Source organism: Achromobacter sp. AONIH1 (assembly GCF_002902905.1).
Lineage (GTDB): Bacteria > Pseudomonadota > Gammaproteobacteria > Burkholderiales > Burkholderiaceae_B > Achromobacter.
In genome coordinates this window covers 3,965,026-3,980,019 of record NZ_CP026124.1, presented here as the reverse complement: position 1 = coordinate 3,980,019, position 14,994 = coordinate 3,965,026, and the positions used below count along the sequence as shown (strand labels likewise).

The window sequence follows — 14,994 nt, the reverse complement described above, 5'->3', positions numbered from 1 at the left end:
CCGCCACCATGACCGCCGCCCCCCTCGCCGCCCTGCGCGAACGCATCCAGGAATCCCGGCGGACGGCGGTGGCCCAGTTCCGCGAGCACGAGCGCCCCGACACGCTGCTGTCCGAATTGCGCCGGATCGTCGACGCCGCGCTGCGCGATCTGGTCAAGCAACACCCCCTGCCCGAGGGCGCGGCGCTGGCGGCCGTGGGCGGCTATGGCCGCGGCGAGCTGTACCCGCATTCGGACGTGGATCTGCTGATCCTGCTGCCGCAAGCGCCGTCGGCCGACGATGAAGCCGCGATCGAGCGCCTGGTCGCGGCCCTCTGGGACCTGGGCCTGGAGCCCGGCCACAGCGTGCGCACCATCGAGGACTGCCAGCGCGAAGCCGAGGCCGACATCACGGTGGAAACCGCGATGCTGGAATCGCGCTGGCTGGCGGGCAGCCGCGCGCTGATGAAGAAATTCGACGCGGCCACCAAGGCGCGGCTGGACCCGCGCGCCTTCTTCCGCGCCAAGCGCGTCGAGATGCAGCAGCGTCACGCCCGCTACCAGGACACGCCCTACGCGCTGGAGCCGAACTGCAAGGAATCGCCCGGCGGCCTGCGCGACCTGCAGGTCATCCTGTGGATGGCGCGCGCGGCCGGCTTCGGCGACAACTGGCGCCAGGTGGCCCAGGCCGGCCTGCTGACGCCGTCCGAGGCGCGCGACCTGCGCAAGGCCGAACAGGCCTTCAAGCGGCTGCGCATCGAACTGCACCTGCTAGCCCGCCGCCGCGAAGACCGCGTGCTGTTCGACCTGCAACCCGCGCTGGCCGAGATCTACCGCATCCACGCCACCGCCACGCGGCGCGGCAGCGAACTGCTGATGCAGCGCTATTACTGGGCGGCGCGGCTGGTGACCCAGCTCAACGTCATCCTGGTGCAGAACATCGAAGAGCGGCTGTTCCCGCGCCCGGACAGCGACGCGCGCGACATCGACGACGATTTCCGCAACCTGCGCGACCGGCTGGACATCATCCGTGACGACGGTTTCGAGCGCAATCCGACCCTGCTGCTGCGCGCCTTCCTCGTCATGCAGCAACATCCCGAGCTGACCGGCATGTCGGCGCGCACGCTGCGCGCCATCTGGCATTCGCGCCACCGCATCGACGCGCAGTTCCGCCGCAACCCGGTCAACCGCAAGCTGTTCCTGCAGATCCTGCAGCAGCCGCGCGGCATCGTGCACGAGCTGCGCCGCATGACCATGCTGAACATCCTGCCGCGCTATCTGCCGGTGTTCCGGCGCATCGTCGGCCAGATGCAGCACGACCTGTTCCACGCCTATACCGTGGACCAGCACACCCTGGCCGTGGTGCGCAACCTGCGCCGTTTCACCATGCCCGAGCACGCCCAGGAGTATCCGCTGGCCAGCCAGCTGATCGCCGGCCTGGACCGCCACTGGCTGCTGTATGTCGCGGCGCTGTTCCATGACATCGCCAAGGGCCGCGGCGGCGATCACTCCGAACTCGGCGCGCGCGACCTGCGCCGCTTCGCCCATGAGCACGGGCTGGACGCCGAGGACACCGAGCTGGCCGAATTCCTGGTGCGCCAACACCTGCTCATGTCCGCCGTGGCGCAAAAGCGCGACTTGTCCGATCCTGCCGTGATCCAGGACTTCGCCGCCATCGTCAAGGACGAACGCCACCTGACCGCCCTGTACCTGCTGACCGTGGCCGACATCCGCGGCACCAGCCCCAAGGTCTGGAACGCCTGGAAGGGCAAGCTGCTCGAAGACCTGTACCGGCTGACGCTGGCCGCGCTGGGCGGCGCCCATGCCGACGCCCATACCGTGCTGGCCGAGCGCAAGGAAGAAGCCGCGCGCCTGACCCGCCGCGCCGGCCTGCGCGACGACGCCCGCGAAGCCTTCTGGAACCAGCTCGACGTGGCCTATTTCCTGCGCCACGACGCCTCGGACATCGCCTGGCACACGCGCCACCTCTATCACCAGGTGACGCCGGCCGAGCCCGTGGTGCGAGCCCGCCCCACCGAACAGGGCGAAGGCCTGCAGATCATGGTCTACACGCGCGACGTGCCCGATCTGTTCGTGGCCATCTGCGCCTATTTCGCCGCCAAGTCGCTGTCGATCCAGGACGCCCGCATCCATACCACCCGCCACGGCTGGGCGCTGGACAGCTTCATCGTGCTGCTGCCCGAGGGCGACGCCGACCTGCGCGCCCAGGCGACACTGGTCGAACACGAACTGGCCGAGCGCCTGAAGGCGCCCGCCGCCACGGCGCAACAGCCGGCGCACACGGGTGGCTACTACGGCCGCGCGCGCCAGTCGCGCGTTTCACGCGTGTTTCCTGTCATGCCCCAGGCCGAACTGCAGCCCGACGAGCGCAGCAAGTCCTGGCGCCTGTCAGTGACCGCCACCGACCGCGCCGGCCTGCTGCACGCGCTGGCGCAGGTATTCGCGCGGCACGAGGTGAACCTGCTCATGGCCAAGATCATGACGCTGGGCGACCGCGTCGAGGACGTGTTCATCGTGGACGGCGCGGCGCTGGAGCGGCCCCGCACGCAGATGCAGTTCGAGCGCGACATCCTGGACGCATTGGCCGGCGAGGAAGCCCGCCAGCGCGCGGCCTGATCGCAGCGTGACCCGGCAGCAATAACGGCCCGCGCGGCGCATCGCCACGCGGGCCGCCAACGCATACAATCCGGGTTTTGGCTCCGGCGATGGCCCTCTATGCAGCTCTACGACTACCTGCGCGTGTTCGGCGGAAGCTTTCTCTTCGCGCTGGCGACCCTGCTGCCCTTTCTCAATCCGCCGGCCATCGCCCCCATCTTCCTGTCGCTCACCGAAGGCGCGTCGTCCTCGACCCGCACCGTGCTGTCCAAGCGGGTCGCCGTCAACGTCGGCCTGATGCTGGTCGTGGCCATGGTCGCCGGCAACGTGCTGCTGAGCTTCTTCGGCATCTCGCTGTCCATCGTGCGCGTGGGCGGCGGCATGCTGGTGATCGCCAGCGCCTGGCGCCTGGTCAACTCGCCCGACGCCGACACCGAGCGCGTGGCGCGGCTGGCCGAATCGTTCACCCCGGAAATGGCCAAGGCCCGCGCCTTCTACCCGCTGACCTTCCCCATCAGCTGCGGCCCCGGCTCGATCGCCGCGGCCATCACGGTCGGCGTGTCGCTGCGCGACCAGAACCACGCGCTGAGCCTGGTCCGGCTGGCCGGCTCCATCCCGGGCATCATCGTGGTGTCCGTCACCCTGTATATCTGCCTGCGCTTCGCGGCGCAGATGCTGCACCGGCTGGGCGACAATGGCACCGCCGTGTTCATGCGCCTGTCGGCCTTCATCATGCTGTGCCTGGGCGTGCAGATCTTCTGGGAAGGCGCGCGCGAACTGATGGTCGGCGTGCTGCAGCAGGTCATGCAACCAATTCCGGTTCCCAAGGTCTAGGTCTAGGCCACGGGCCGGAAGGCCCGCGCAGGCCCCGGCCTGCCCCGTGCCGCGCCGCGGCTCCACCAACCCGTCTTACAAGATTCATTGAAACCATGACCTCCCGCTCCGAACGCCTGCTACGCCTGGTCGCCCTGTTCTGCTTCGGCGCCGTCGGCGTCGCCCTGATCTCCCAGCATGCGTTCGACATGCCGCCCTGCGCCTGGTGCGTGATGCAGCGCCTGATCTACCTGGTCATCGGCGTGGTGACGCTGGTTGGCGGCTTCGGCGGCGGCCGCGCCCTGACGCGCGTCTGCGGCGCGCTGGCCGCGCTGCTGGGCCTGGCGGGCGTCGTCGCCGCCTGGTACCAGTACAGCGTGGCCGCCAAGATGCTGTCCTGCGACCAGACCTTCGCCGACCGCTTCATGAGCGGCGCAGGCCTGGACGCCGCCGTGCCCTGGCTGTTCGGCATCTACGCCACCTGCATGGACGCGGTCGTGTCGGTGCTGGGCGTGGAATACGCGCTGTGGAGCCTGGCGCTGTTCGTGGTCGTGCTGCTGCTGTCCCTGCGGGCCGCCTTCGGCTGCGGCCGCGCATAGCAAATAGTGATTGAAGATCCCCGCGCCGACGCGCTGCGCGCCCTGGTCCGCGCCCACGCGCCGCTGATGCGCTGGCTGCGCGCGGCGCGGGCCTGCGCGACCGGGCTGGACTGGTGCATCGGCGCCGGCGCGGTGCGGGCGCTGGTCTGGAATCACCTGCACGGACTGCCCGCTGGCAGCCATGCGCCCGCCGACGTGGATTTCGTTTATTTCGATCCCGCCGACCTGTCCTCGGCAAGTGAAACCGGGCTGGCCGCCCGCCTGCGCGCGGCGGCGCCGGACGCGCCCTGGGAAGTGGTCAATCAGGCGCGCGTGCATCTGTGGCGCCGCGATGGCGAGCGCGTCCCGCCCCCCATCGCATCGCTGGAAGCCGGCATCGCCGCCTGGCCTGAAACGGCGACCTGCGTCGGCGTTTCGCTGGGGCGCGACGACGCCTTGCGCATCCTGTGCCCGCACGGGCTGTCCGACCTGTATGCCTTGATCCTGCGCCCCAGCCCGGCGCTCGCCGATCCGGCGCTCTTCGCCCAACGGCTGCGCGCCAAGCGCTATACAGAGAAATGGCCCCGGCTGCGCCTCGCGGCCGCGCCCGAACTGAATTCATGTCCGCATTGAAATACCTGACCGGCTACCCGCCCCCCCTGCTCGACCAGGCCCGCAAGCTCATGGACCAGGGCCGCCTGGGGCCGGCGCTGCGCGCCCGTTATCCGCAAGGCCCGCATGGCGTGCGCACCGACCGCCAGCTGTATGACTACGTGGTCGACCTGAAGAACGCCTACATCCGCAACGGCGACCCGATCAGCAAAGTGGCCTATGACAGCAAGATCCAGGTCATGCAGCATGCGCTGGGCCAGCATACCTATGTATCGCGCGTGCAGGGCGGCAAGCTCAAGGCCAAGCACGAGATCCGCGTGGCGACGCTGTTCCGCAACCTGCCCGAGGAGTTCCTGCGCATGATCGTGGTGCACGAGCTGGCGCACCTGAAGGAAAAAGAGCACAACAAGGCGTTCTATGGCCTGTGCCAGCGCATGGAACCACAGTATCACCAGTACGAGTTCGACCTGCGGCTGTATCTGACGCACCTGGATGCGACCCGGCAGGCGCTGTGGGAGCCGGCGGGCTGAAAAACCCCTTCCCCCGCCCCACCGCCGGCGCGCCAGAATGAAAAAGCCGTCCCTCCCGGGACGGCTTTTCAGGCAACAGCGCCCGACGATCAGGCGTCGTTGGCCGCGTACCCCATGTTGAACTGCAGGCCGCCGGCCAATTCGCCATCGCTGGCTTGCCCGCGCGACTGGCCCAGGCGCGCCAGGTATTCGGCGGTGATGTCACCCGTGACGTATTCACCGTCGAAGCAGGACGCCTCGAAACGCGACAGCGCGGGATTGACGTCGCGCACGGCCTGCTGCATGTCGTGCAGATCCTGGTAGACCAAGGCATCGGCGCCGATGGTGCGGGCGATTTCCTCGTCGCTGCGGCCGGTGGCGATCAGCTCCTGCTGCGTCGGCATGTCGATGCCGTACACATTGGGGAAGCGCACCGGAGGCGCGGCCGAGGCGAAATAGACCTTGTTGGCGCCGGCGGCGCGCGCCATGTCCACGATCTCGCGGCTGGTCGTGCCGCGCACGATGGAATCATCCACCAGCAGCACGTTCTTGCCCTTGAACTCCATGCCGATGGCGTTGAGCTTCTGGCGCACGGATTTGCGGCGCACAGCCTGGCCCGGCATGATGAACGTGCGGCCGACGTAACGGTTCTTGATCAGGCCCTCGCGGTAATCCAGGCCCAGGCGCGCGGCCAGCTGCATGGCGGCGGGACGCGAGGAATCCGGAATCGGCATGACCACGTCGATGTCGCCCAGGCGCATGTTGCGCGCGACCTTGTCGGCCAGGTATTCACCCATGCGCAGACGCGCGCCGTAGACCGACGCGCCGTCAATCAGCGAGTCCGGCCGGGCGAAGTAGACGTATTCGAAAATGCAGGGCACCAGCTGCGGATTGTCGGCGCACTGGCGGCTGACGAAACGGCCGTCCAGGTCGATGAAGACCGCCTCGCCCGGCGCCACGTCGCGCACGAAGGCGAAGCCGCTGCCTTCCAGCGCCACCGACTCGGACGCCACCATCCACTCGACGCCCTCATCCGTTTCCTGGCGGCCGATGCACAGCGGACGGATGCCATGCGGATCGCGGAAGGCCAGCAGGCCGTAGCCGGAAATCTGAGCCACCACGGCGTAGGCGCCGCGCACGCGCTTGTGCACCGCCGCGACCGCGCGGAACATCGCATCGTCGTCCAGCGACACGCCGCTGGCGGCCGATTGCAGTTCGTGCGCCAGCACGTTCAGCAGGACTTCGGAATCGGAATTGGTGTTGATGTGGCGGCGGTCGACGCGGTAAAGCGATTCGCGCAGCTCGCGCCAGTTGGTCAGGTTGCCGTTGTGGGCGAACATGATGCCGAACGGGGCGTTCACGTAGAAGGGTTGTGCCTCTTCCTCGCTGGCGCTGGAACCCGCCGTGGGATAGCGTACCTGGCCGACGCCGGACGTGCCGGGCAGCGCGCGCATGTTGCGGGTGCGGAACACGTCGCGCACCAGGCCATGCGCCTTGTACATATTGAACTGGTTGCCTTGCGACGTTGCGATGCCCGCGGCGTCCTGCCCGCGATGCTGCAACAGCAGCAAGCTGTCATAGAGCAGCTGGTTGACCGGCCCGCGCCCGATGACCCCTACGATTCCACACATGGTGAGAGTTCCTGGTTGATGTGAAGCAAATCAATACGGCAGCCAGGTCGCCAGCGACGGCGGCAGCCACGTCTTGATATGTTTGATGGCCTCGATGGCCGAATGCGAAAACATGGCGTCCCGCCACCAGGGCTCCTGGGGCAAGGGCGTGTAACCGGCGGCGGCGACCAGCGCCAGCACGATCAGCAGACCGCGGGCCAGCCCGAACATTCCGCCCAGGCCGTGGTCGGCCGGGCTCAGTCCGGTGCTGCGGATCAAGGCTGAAAGCGTCATATTGACCAGGCCCACGCCTAGCAGCACGATAATGAACACCGCCGCGTAGGAAACCCCCATGCGCAGCAGCGTGGTTTCAATGTATGGCTCCAACCAGGCGTAGACCGTGGGCCCCCACCAGATCGCCGCCACGAACGCCAGCAGATACGCCACCAGCGACAGCACTTCCTTCAGCAGGCCGCGCACCAGGCCCAGCACACCCGATACCACCAGGATGGCCAGCACGACGAAGTCGAAACCGGTCACTACTGGGCGGCGATGAAGCCGTTGTCATAGCCCAGCGTGCGCAACCGCGCCTGAGCCGCCTGCGCCGCCTCGCGCGAGGGGAACGGCCCCACGCGCAAACGGTACTGCTGCTTGCCGCCGATGTTCGCCTGCTCCACGAAGGCGTTGGTCACGCCGGCCTGATGCAGCTTGCTGCGCCGCGACTGCGCGTCATCGGACGTGGTGTACGCGGCGACCTGCAATACGAAATTGCCCTTGGTCGCGGCCGGCTTTGCGGCGGGCGGCGTGGCGGCAGGCGCGCTGCGGCCCTCGAGCAACGCCAGCGCGCGGGCGCCGTCGTCGGTACGCGTTTCCGGCTTGGCGGCGGGCTTGGGATCGGGCTTGGCGGCAGGCTTGGGGTCCGGCCTGGACGGCTGCGCCGCGGCCGACGTCGCCGGCGTGGTGCCGGCGGGCGGCACTTGCGGCTGGGCCGTCATCACGGGCGGCGGCACCGAGACCACCGGCGGCGGCGTTGGGATAGTTCCCGTGGGATCCGCCGGCGCGGCGGCGCCGGACGTCTGGCCCGCGCCCTGCGCGGACGCCACGGGCGGCGCGACCTGCGGCTCGCTTACCTGGGGCTGGAACGGCGTGTTGCGTTCCGGCACCTTGATGGGGATATTGTCCGCAACCGGAACCGGCTGGGAATCGAGCACCATGGGCAGCACGATGACGGCCGCCAGGACCAGCGCGATCGCGCCTGCCAGCCTGCGCCGCGCACGGCCGCGCAACTCCGCCGCCTGCACTTCGCTGGGCACGGCCGCCCGTTTGGAGGACTGCGCCTGGTCGGCAGGATCTTTGCGTTTGAAAAAACCCATGGAAGAGAATTCCTTGCGGCGCCTTTCGGCGGACGGCGCGGCGGCTTGCCGCCACCTTGCCGATGAACCGAATCTAGCCCCGATTGCCCGCGCTCTTGCCTATGCCTTGCGACCCAGGGCCTGCAAAACCGAGGCCACGGTGAGAAACGACCCGAACGCCACGATTCTATCATTCTCGGCAGCCCGTTCGCGCGCTGCCGCGAAGGCCGCGGCGGGATCGGCATAGGCCTGCACACTGGGATTTTCACCGCCCGCTGGCGCGGCCGGCAGGGCCTGGCCGACCTGCCGCGCCAGGTCTTCGCCGCTGGCGCCGCGCGGGCCCGGCAGGCCGGCGCAATACCAATGGTCGACGCGCGAGCCCAGCTTGGCGACGACGCCCGCCAGGTCCTTGTCGTTCAGCATGCCGAAGACCGCGTGGGTATACGGATGGAAACCCATGTTGTCCAGGTTCTGCGCCAGCACCGCGGCGGCGTGGGGATTGTGCGCCACGTCCAGGATGACGGCGGGCTGGCCGGGCAGGATCTGGAAACGGCCGGGCAGCGAAGCCTGCAACAACCCCATGCGCACGGCCTGCTGCGGCACGGGCAGCAGTTCGCGCACCGATTCCAGCGCGGCCAGCGCCGCCGAGGCGTTGAGCAGCTGGTTGGCGCCGCGCAGCGCGGGATAGGCCAGCGCGCTGCGGCGCTGTTCGCGCCCGCCGTAGGCCCATTGCTGGCGATCGCCCGAGTAATTGAAATCGCGGCTGAACAGCCACAGATCGGCGCCGATGGCGGCGGCATGGTCCAGCAACGACTGCGGCGGCGACGGATCGCTGCAGATGGCGGGCTTGCCCGACCGGTAGATATGCGCCTTCTCGAAGCCGATCTTCTCGCGCGTGTCGCCCAGCCAGTCCATATGGTCCAGGTCCACGCTGGTGACGATCGAGCAGTCCGCGTCGACGATATTGACCGCGTCCAGCCGGCCGCCCAGGCCCACTTCCAGCACCACGGCGTCCAGCCGCGACTGCGAGAACAGGCGCAGGATCGCCAGGGTGGTGAACTCGAAATAGGTCAGCGAGGTGTCGCCCCGGGCGGCTTCAACCGCCTGGAACTGCTCGATCAGCGCCTCGTCGGTGGCGATCTGGCCGTTGACGCGGGCGCGCTCGTTGAAATCGATGAGATGGGGCGAGGTGTACAGCCCGACCTTGTAGCCCGCGGCCAGCAGAATGGCCTCCAGCATGGCGCAGGTGGACCCCTTGCCGTTGGTGCCGCCGACCACGAACTTGACGCCGGACAGCGCCAGCCCCAGCCGATCGGCCACCTCACGCACCCGCTCCAGGCCCATGTCGATGGCCGTGGCATGGATGGATTCCAGATAGCGCAGCCAATCGGACAGGGTGGCGGCGGGCGCGGGCTTTTGGACAGGAGACATGGACGGACGGCAGAGAGGAACGCAACACGCGATTCTATCAGCGCGAGACCGGCGTTTTCCCTAATCCCCCCTTGGACGGCCTGGAATCGCGCGCAAAATGCCTTGCCGATATTTTTCTCATATATAAAAATAAATTCATGAATGAGAATTTCATGGAGCCCGCATGAGTCTGGACACCAGAGCGAAACCCACCCCTGCCTGGCTGGTGCGCGAGGCCGATGTGCCCGGCTACCACCCGGCCAACCACACCGGCACGCTCAACCGGCGCCTGATCGGCCCCGACACCGTCGGCTCGCGCCACGTGGAAGTGCTGCTGGGCGTGATCGAAAAGGGCCAGGGCGCCCTGCCGCATGCGCATCCCGGCATCGAACAGGTCTGCTACCTGCTGTCCGGCACCGCGCGGGCGCAGGTGGCGGACGAATGGGCCGACATGGCGGCGGGCGACTGCTGCTATTTCCCGCCGGACGTGCCGCACGTCTTCACCGTGACCAGCGACCAGCCCGCGCGGCTGCTGGTGATCTACTCCCCACCCTATGAAGAATCGCCGGACCGCGTGATACGCGGCTTCCCGACGCCCCCCGCCGCCTGACGCGGCGCCCCGCCGGCCGTGGCGGCCGCAGAAGCCGCCCGCGCCATTCCACCAAGGAGACCAGCCATGAAACCATCGCGCCTGCTGGGCGCCGCGCTGCTTGCCAGCGCGGCCCTGCTGCCCGCGGTCGCGGTCCGCGCCGCGGACTATCCCGCCAAGCCCATCACGCTGATCGTGCCCTTCCCCGCCGGTTCCGGCACCGACGCGGTCGGGCGCATTTTCGGCAACGAACTCTCGTCCATCCTGGGCCAGCAGGTCATCGTCGAGAACAAGCCCGGCGCCAACGCCACCATCGCCGCCAATCTGGTGGCGCGCGCCCGCCCCGACGGCTACACGATCTTCGTCACCACCAACACCTCGCACTCGGCCGCGCCCTGGCTGATGAAGAACGTGCCCTACGACCCCGTGAAGGACTTCACGCCCATCGCGCGCGGCGGCAACCTGCCCTTCATCCTGGTCGCCAACCCCAAACGGCCCTGGAAAACGGTCGCCGACCTGGTCGCCGATGCGCGCCAGCGCCCCGGGCGCATCACCTATGCCAGCGGCAACAGCACCGGCATCGTGGCCGGCGCCACGCTGGCCCGCCGCGCCAATATCGACATCCTGCACGTGCCCTATAAAGGCACGCCGCAGGGCCTGACCGACGTGGTCGGCGGACAGGTGGATTTCATGTTCACCGACCTGGCTTCCGGCCTGCCCTTCGTGCAGTCCGGCCAGTTGCGGGCGCTGGCGGTGTCCACCGCGCAGCGCAGCGCCATCGTCCCCGACCTGCCCTCGATGGCCGAATCCGGCGTGCCGGATTTCGACCTGAACTCCTGGAACGGTTACTTCGGCCCGGCCGGACTGCCGCCCGAGATCGTCGCCCGGCTCAACGCGGCGATCAACCAGGTCGTCGCCAGGCCCGAGACCCGCCAGCGCCTGGCCGCGCTGGGCTTCGACGCGTTCTCGGGCACGCCGCAGGACTTCGCCCGCTTCGTGGGCGAGCAGCGCGACCTGTGGGGCAAGCTGATCCGCGATGCCGGGATCGAGCAGCAATGAGCCCGCAACCCGCCTCTTCCGCCGCCGGCCCGCTGGCCGGCGTGCGCATCCTGGACCTCAGCTCGGTCGTCATGGGCCCCTACGCCACCCAGGTGCTGGGCGACCTGGGCGCGGACGTGGTCAAGGTCGAGTCCCCCGCCGGCGACAACCTGCGCGCGGTCGGCCCCATGCGCAATCCCGGCATGGGCCATCTGCACCTGCACCTGAACCGCAACAAGCGCTCGATCGCGCTGGACCTGAAGACGCCCGAGGGCCGCGAGGCCTGCCTTCGGCTAGCCGAGGGCTGCGACGCCCTGCTCTACAACATCCGCCCCCAGGCCATGGCCAGGCTGGGCCTGTCCTATGAAGCGGTGGCGGCGCGCAATCCGCGCATCGTCTACCTGGGCGCCTATGGCTTCGGCGAGCAAGGACCCTACGCCGGGCGGCCCGCCTACGACGACCTGATCCAGGGACAGGCCGGCATCGCGGCGCTGTATGCGCGGCAGAGCGGCGAGGTGCCGCGCTACGCGCCCCTGACGCTGGCGGATCGCGCCGTCGGCCTGCATGCCGCCATCGCGCTGGTGTCGGCCGTGCTGCATGCCCGCGCCAGCGGACGCGGCCAGCAGGTCGAGATTCCCATGTTCGAGGGCATGGCGCACATGACGCTGGGCGATCACCTGGGCGGCGCCACGTTCGACCCGCCGCTGGGCCCGGTCGGCTACGCCAGGCTGCTCGCGCCGCACCGCCGGCCCTACGCCACGGCCGACGGCTACCTGTGCCTGCTGATCTACAACGACAAGCACTGGCACAACTTCTTCGCCCTGATCGGCCGGCCGGAACTGGCCGACGATCCACGCTTTCGCGGCCACGGCGCGCGCGCCGCGCACATCGGTGAGGTCTACGCCTTCGTCGCCGATGTGGTCCGCCAGCGCGCCACGGACGACTGGCTGGCCGACCTGGCGCGCGCCGACATTCCGGCGGCCCGCCTGCACGCCATCGAAGACCTGCTGGATGACGAACACCTGGCCGCCACCGGTTTCATCCGCGCGCAGGACCACCCCACCGAAGGCCGCCTGCGCACGCCCGCGCCGCTGGGCCGCTACGCCGGCACGCCCACCGCCATCCGCCGCCCCGCCCCCGCGCTGGGCCAGCACAGCCGCGAACTGCTGGCGGAAGCCGGTTACGACGAGGCCGCCATCGACGCCCTGTTCGCGCGCGGCGCCGCCCTTTCTCCCGATTCCCCGGAACCCCCAGGAACGCCAGATGGACTTTGAATTCACGCCCGACCAGCAGGCGCTGCGCGCCGCCGTCTCCCGCATCTGTGAACGCTATCCCGACGAATACTGGCTGGAGCGCGACCGCGAAGGCGGCTTTCCCGAGCCGCTGCACGCCGACCTGGCCCGCGACGGCTGGCTGGGCATCGCCATGCCGCAGGAATACGGCGGCGCCGGCCTGGGCATGACCGAGGCGGCGCTGATGATGCAGACCATCGCCGCGTCCGGCGCGGGCTTTGCCGGCGCGTCGGCCGTCCACATGAACATCTTCGGGCTGAATCCGGTGGTGGTGTTCGGCGACGACGCCCAGCGCCGCCGCTGGCTGCCGCCCCTGATCGCCGGCCGCGAAAAGGCCTGTTTCGCCGTGACCGAGCCGGACGCCGGGCTGGACACCACCAAGCTGGGCACGCGGGCCGTGCGCCAGGGCGATGAGTACGTGGTCCACGGCCGCAAGATCTGGATCTCGACGGCCCAGGTGGCGCACAAGATGCTGCTGCTGGCGCGCACCACCCCGCTGTCGGAGGTGGACAAGCCCACCCAGGGCCTGTCGCTGTTCTATACGGACCTGGACCGGTCCAAGGTGGAAGTCCGGGAGATCGAGAAAATGGGCCGCAAGGCCGTGGACTCGAACATGCTGTTCATCGACGGGCTGCGCATCCCCGTGGCCGACCGGGTCGGCGAGGAAGGCCGAGGCTTCGAGTACATCCTGCACGGCCTGAACCCGGAACGCATCCTGATCGCGGCCGAGGCAGTGGGCATCGGCCGCGCCGCGCTGGAGCGCGCGGTGCGCTATGCCGGCGAGCGCGTGGTGTTCGGCCGCCCGATCGGCCAGAACCAGGGCGTGCAGCATCCGCTGGCCCAGGCCTGGATGCAGCTGGAAGCGGCCGACCTGATGGTATACAAGGCGGCCAGCCTGTACGACGCCGGCAAGCCCTGCGGCCCCGCCGCGAACTCGGCCAAGTACCTGGCCGCCGAAGCCGGCTACAACGCCTGCCAGACCGCCGTCATGACGCTGGGCGGCATGGGCTACGCCAAGGAATACCACGTGGAACGGCTGCTGCGCGAGAGCTTCATTCCGCGCATCGCGCCGGTCAGCCCGCAGCTGATCCTGTGCTTCATCGCGGAGAAAGTGCTGGGACTGCCCAAGTCCTATTGAGCGCGGCGCGACAGGGCGGACCGTCCGGCGGGGTTGCGTGCCGCCGCCGGTCGCCCTCAGGCCTGCCGCTCCAGCCCGGCGCAGGCCGAGCGCAGGATGCTGGCGTACTCCGCCTGCCTGGGTTCGATGCGGTATATCGGCCCGCCGACCGAAATGGCGTAGCGCTCGCCCGACAGGGTCAGCGGCCAGGCGATCGCCCCCACATCCGCGATGGATTCACCGTTGTTCATGAACCAGCCGCGCTGGCGCGACAGTCCGATATCCGCTTCCACCTGTGCCGGCGTCGTCAGCGTCCGCTCGTTGTAGCGGGTCATTTCCACGTCGGCCAGCATCGCCGCGCGCGCCGGCTCGTCCAGCAATGAAATCAGGGCCTTGCCCAGCGAATTGGCATGGATGCTCTTGAATTCGCCGGCGACCGGCGCGTAGCGGATCGTGTGCGGGGAATCCAGCACGTCCAAGTAGACCACCCGCGCGTCCTGGCTCAGCTTGGCAAAGACCACGGTCTCCTTGGTTGCGTCCCTTAATTCCACCAGGCTGGGATAAACCCGGTCCAGGACCGGATCGGCACGAGCGATGCGCTGCGCCATCGCCAGCAGGCGTCCCGTGGGGTAGTACCCCTGGCGCCGTCCGGTTTCATAGAGATAGCCCAGCCCGGTCAGCGTGCGGATCAGCGCCAGGCAGCTCGACACCGGCACATCGAGCAGCCGGGCGAGCTCCGACAGGGGCAAGGCGCGCTTCTCGCGGGCATAGGTTTCGATGATTTCGATGACGCGCAGCGCCGTCTTGACACTCATTGCCCTGTCCACAACCCCGGAACGTGAGAAATATCTTGTTTCAGATGGCGCTAAAGTTCGCCTCTGAGCGTGCCGTTATGGTAACTGAGAATTTCCTGATAACAGCGCGTTCCTCCGAGACGCCCGCACCGCCGCTGGAGTGATCATGGCCGTATCCCCCATAGCCCCCGCCTCGTATGCCCCCGTGGCGGTAGCACCTGCGCCCGCCGTCCCGGACCCATCCGTCACTGTTGCGCCTGCCGCTGCCTCAGCCCATAGCGGCGGCTCGGACAGCGCCACGTCCGAGCAGTCGGATTCGCAGAAGCTGCCGCTGGAACGCGCACTCGACGAAATCAACGACCAGATGAAAGCCTGGTCCACCCAATTGCAGTTCGAGGTCGACCCCGACGTGCATCAGATCGTGGTGTCCGTGGTCGACTCCGAATCGGGCAAGGTCCTGCGGACCATCCCGAGCGAAGCTGTTATCAAGATCGCCAAAATGATCGTCAACATGCAGGGAAATGGCATCAAAACCTCGGTTTGATGCGCACCCAATACTTTCCAAAGAATGCCTTCAGGCCCGCCCTCGCGGGCGGAAAGACCGAATTAAGCCAGCCTTATGCCCTTACCCGGGCAATCGCTGACCTCCAATCTTTGACAGAATCATATCGCTAGGAAGGAATCTC

At 68.5% G+C, this 14,994-nt stretch carries 15 protein-coding genes; 10 read left to right on the top strand and 5 right to left on the bottom strand.

The features are described from left to right. The first annotated feature begins 8 nt into the window (after window positions 1-8). From C2U31_RS18280 to C2U31_RS18260, 5 genes are all read left to right on the top strand, one after another. On the top strand, window positions 9-2,615 hold the full coding sequence (locus C2U31_RS18280) for a [protein-PII] uridylyltransferase (RefSeq protein ID WP_103274065.1): 2,607 nt from the start codon (window positions 9-11) through the stop codon (window positions 2,613-2,615). 99 nt (window positions 2,616-2,714) lie between these two features. Further along, complete coding sequence (locus C2U31_RS18275) at window positions 2,715-3,428, top strand: MarC family protein (protein WP_103274064.1); 714 nt, start codon at window positions 2,715-2,717, stop codon at window positions 3,426-3,428. A gap of 95 nt (window positions 3,429-3,523) precedes the next feature. After that, window positions 3,524-4,006 (top strand): disulfide bond formation protein B, encoded by a 483-nt coding sequence (locus tag C2U31_RS18270; protein ID WP_103274063.1) that lies wholly within the window; start codon window positions 3,524-3,526, stop codon window positions 4,004-4,006. A 6-nt stretch (window positions 4,007-4,012) separates the two neighbouring features. After that, a complete protein-coding gene (locus C2U31_RS18265; protein ID WP_233772415.1) occupies window positions 4,013-4,618 on the top strand; it encodes a nucleotidyltransferase family protein in 606 nt (201 codons plus the stop codon). Next, entirely contained in the window at window positions 4,606-5,127 is a 522-nt protein-coding gene (locus tag C2U31_RS18260; protein WP_103274062.1) for a M48 family metallopeptidase, read from the top strand. Before C2U31_RS18265 ends, C2U31_RS18260 begins: the two co-directional genes overlap by 13 nt. An 89-nt stretch (window positions 5,128-5,216) precedes the next feature. Here the strand turns inward: C2U31_RS18260 and purF are convergent, their stop codons facing one another. The 4 genes from purF to folC form a co-directional block, all read right to left on the bottom strand. Next, window positions 5,217-6,737 (bottom strand): amidophosphoribosyltransferase, encoded by a 1,521-nt coding sequence (purF, locus tag C2U31_RS18255; protein ID WP_103274061.1) that lies wholly within the window; start codon window positions 6,735-6,737, stop codon window positions 5,217-5,219. 30 nt (window positions 6,738-6,767) lie between these two features. Then, a complete protein-coding gene (locus C2U31_RS18250) occupies window positions 6,768-7,256 on the bottom strand; it encodes a CvpA family protein (protein WP_103274060.1) in 489 nt (162 codons plus the stop codon). Further along, entirely contained in the window at window positions 7,256-8,089 is an 834-nt protein-coding gene (locus C2U31_RS18245) for an SPOR domain-containing protein (RefSeq protein ID WP_103274059.1), read from the bottom strand. The genes C2U31_RS18250 and C2U31_RS18245 overlap by 1 nt, the downstream gene beginning before the upstream one ends. 99 nt (window positions 8,090-8,188) lie before the next feature. Continuing rightward, window positions 8,189-9,499 (bottom strand): bifunctional tetrahydrofolate synthase/dihydrofolate synthase, encoded by a 1,311-nt coding sequence (gene folC / locus C2U31_RS18240; RefSeq protein ID WP_103274058.1) that lies wholly within the window; start codon window positions 9,497-9,499, stop codon window positions 8,189-8,191. A 163-nt stretch (window positions 9,500-9,662) separates the two neighbouring features. On the opposite strand from folC, the gene C2U31_RS18235 reads away from it, so the two are divergent. The 4 genes from C2U31_RS18235 (at window position 9,663) to C2U31_RS18220 (ending at window position 13,535) form a co-directional block, all read left to right on the top strand. After that, a complete protein-coding gene (locus C2U31_RS18235; protein WP_103274057.1) occupies window positions 9,663-10,088 on the top strand; it encodes a cupin domain-containing protein in 426 nt (141 codons plus the stop codon). Between the two features lie 66 nt (window positions 10,089-10,154). Further along, window positions 10,155-11,126, top strand: a complete 972-nt coding sequence (locus C2U31_RS18230) for a tripartite tricarboxylate transporter substrate binding protein (protein WP_103274056.1) — start codon at window positions 10,155-10,157, stop codon at window positions 11,124-11,126. Then, on the top strand, window positions 11,123-12,379 hold the full coding sequence (locus tag C2U31_RS18225; protein WP_103274055.1) for a CaiB/BaiF CoA-transferase family protein: 1,257 nt from the start codon (window positions 11,123-11,125) through the stop codon (window positions 12,377-12,379). The genes C2U31_RS18230 and C2U31_RS18225 overlap by 4 nt, the downstream gene beginning before the upstream one ends. Beyond that, a complete protein-coding gene (locus C2U31_RS18220) occupies window positions 12,369-13,535 on the top strand; it encodes an acyl-CoA dehydrogenase family protein (RefSeq protein ID WP_103274054.1) in 1,167 nt (388 codons plus the stop codon). Before C2U31_RS18225 ends, C2U31_RS18220 begins: the two co-directional genes overlap by 11 nt. Before the next feature lie 56 nt (window positions 13,536-13,591). Here C2U31_RS18220 and C2U31_RS18215 read toward each other — a convergent pair whose 3' ends face one another. Further along, entirely contained in the window at window positions 13,592-14,329 is a 738-nt protein-coding gene (locus tag C2U31_RS18215) for an IclR family transcriptional regulator (RefSeq protein ID WP_103274053.1), read from the bottom strand. A 145-nt stretch (window positions 14,330-14,474) separates the two neighbouring features. On the opposite strand from C2U31_RS18215, the gene C2U31_RS18210 reads away from it, so the two are divergent. Then, window positions 14,475-14,852, top strand: a complete 378-nt coding sequence (locus tag C2U31_RS18210) for a flagellar protein FlaG (protein WP_103274052.1) — start codon at window positions 14,475-14,477, stop codon at window positions 14,850-14,852. Window positions 14,853-14,994 lie beyond the last annotated feature (142 nt).

Excerpts from the sequence above, each read along its gene's own strand:
- C2U31_RS18235 (WP_103274057.1), top strand. The coding sequence starts at position 9,663 with ATGAGTCTGGACACCAGAGCGAAACCCACCCCTGCCTGGCTGGTGCGC.
- C2U31_RS18270 (WP_103274063.1), top strand. The coding sequence starts at position 3,524 with ATGACCTCCCGCTCCGAACGCCTGCTACGCCTGGTCGCCCTGTTCTGC.
- purF (WP_103274061.1), bottom strand. The coding sequence starts at position 6,737 with ATGTGTGGAATCGTAGGGGTCATCGGGCGCGGGCCGGTCAACCAGCTG.
- C2U31_RS18215 (WP_103274053.1), bottom strand. The coding sequence starts at position 14,329 with ATGAGTGTCAAGACGGCGCTGCGCGTCATCGAAATCATCGAAACCTAT.
- C2U31_RS18245 (WP_103274059.1), bottom strand. The coding sequence starts at position 8,089 with ATGGGTTTTTTCAAACGCAAAGATCCTGCCGACCAGGCGCAGTCCTCC.
- C2U31_RS18275 (WP_103274064.1), top strand. The coding sequence starts at position 2,715 with ATGCAGCTCTACGACTACCTGCGCGTGTTCGGCGGAAGCTTTCTCTTC.
- folC (WP_103274058.1), bottom strand. The coding sequence starts at position 9,499 with ATGTCTCCTGTCCAAAAGCCCGCGCCCGCCGCCACCCTGTCCGATTGG.
- C2U31_RS18220 (WP_103274054.1), top strand. The coding sequence starts at position 12,369 with ATGGACTTTGAATTCACGCCCGACCAGCAGGCGCTGCGCGCCGCCGTC.
- C2U31_RS18260 (WP_103274062.1), top strand. The coding sequence starts at position 4,606 with ATGTCCGCATTGAAATACCTGACCGGCTACCCGCCCCCCCTGCTCGAC.
- C2U31_RS18280 (WP_103274065.1), top strand. The coding sequence starts at position 9 with ATGACCGCCGCCCCCCTCGCCGCCCTGCGCGAACGCATCCAGGAATCC.
- C2U31_RS18230 (WP_103274056.1), top strand. The coding sequence starts at position 10,155 with ATGAAACCATCGCGCCTGCTGGGCGCCGCGCTGCTTGCCAGCGCGGCC.
- C2U31_RS18225 (WP_103274055.1), top strand. The coding sequence starts at position 11,123 with ATGAGCCCGCAACCCGCCTCTTCCGCCGCCGGCCCGCTGGCCGGCGTG.
- C2U31_RS18210 (WP_103274052.1), top strand. The coding sequence starts at position 14,475 with ATGGCCGTATCCCCCATAGCCCCCGCCTCGTATGCCCCCGTGGCGGTA.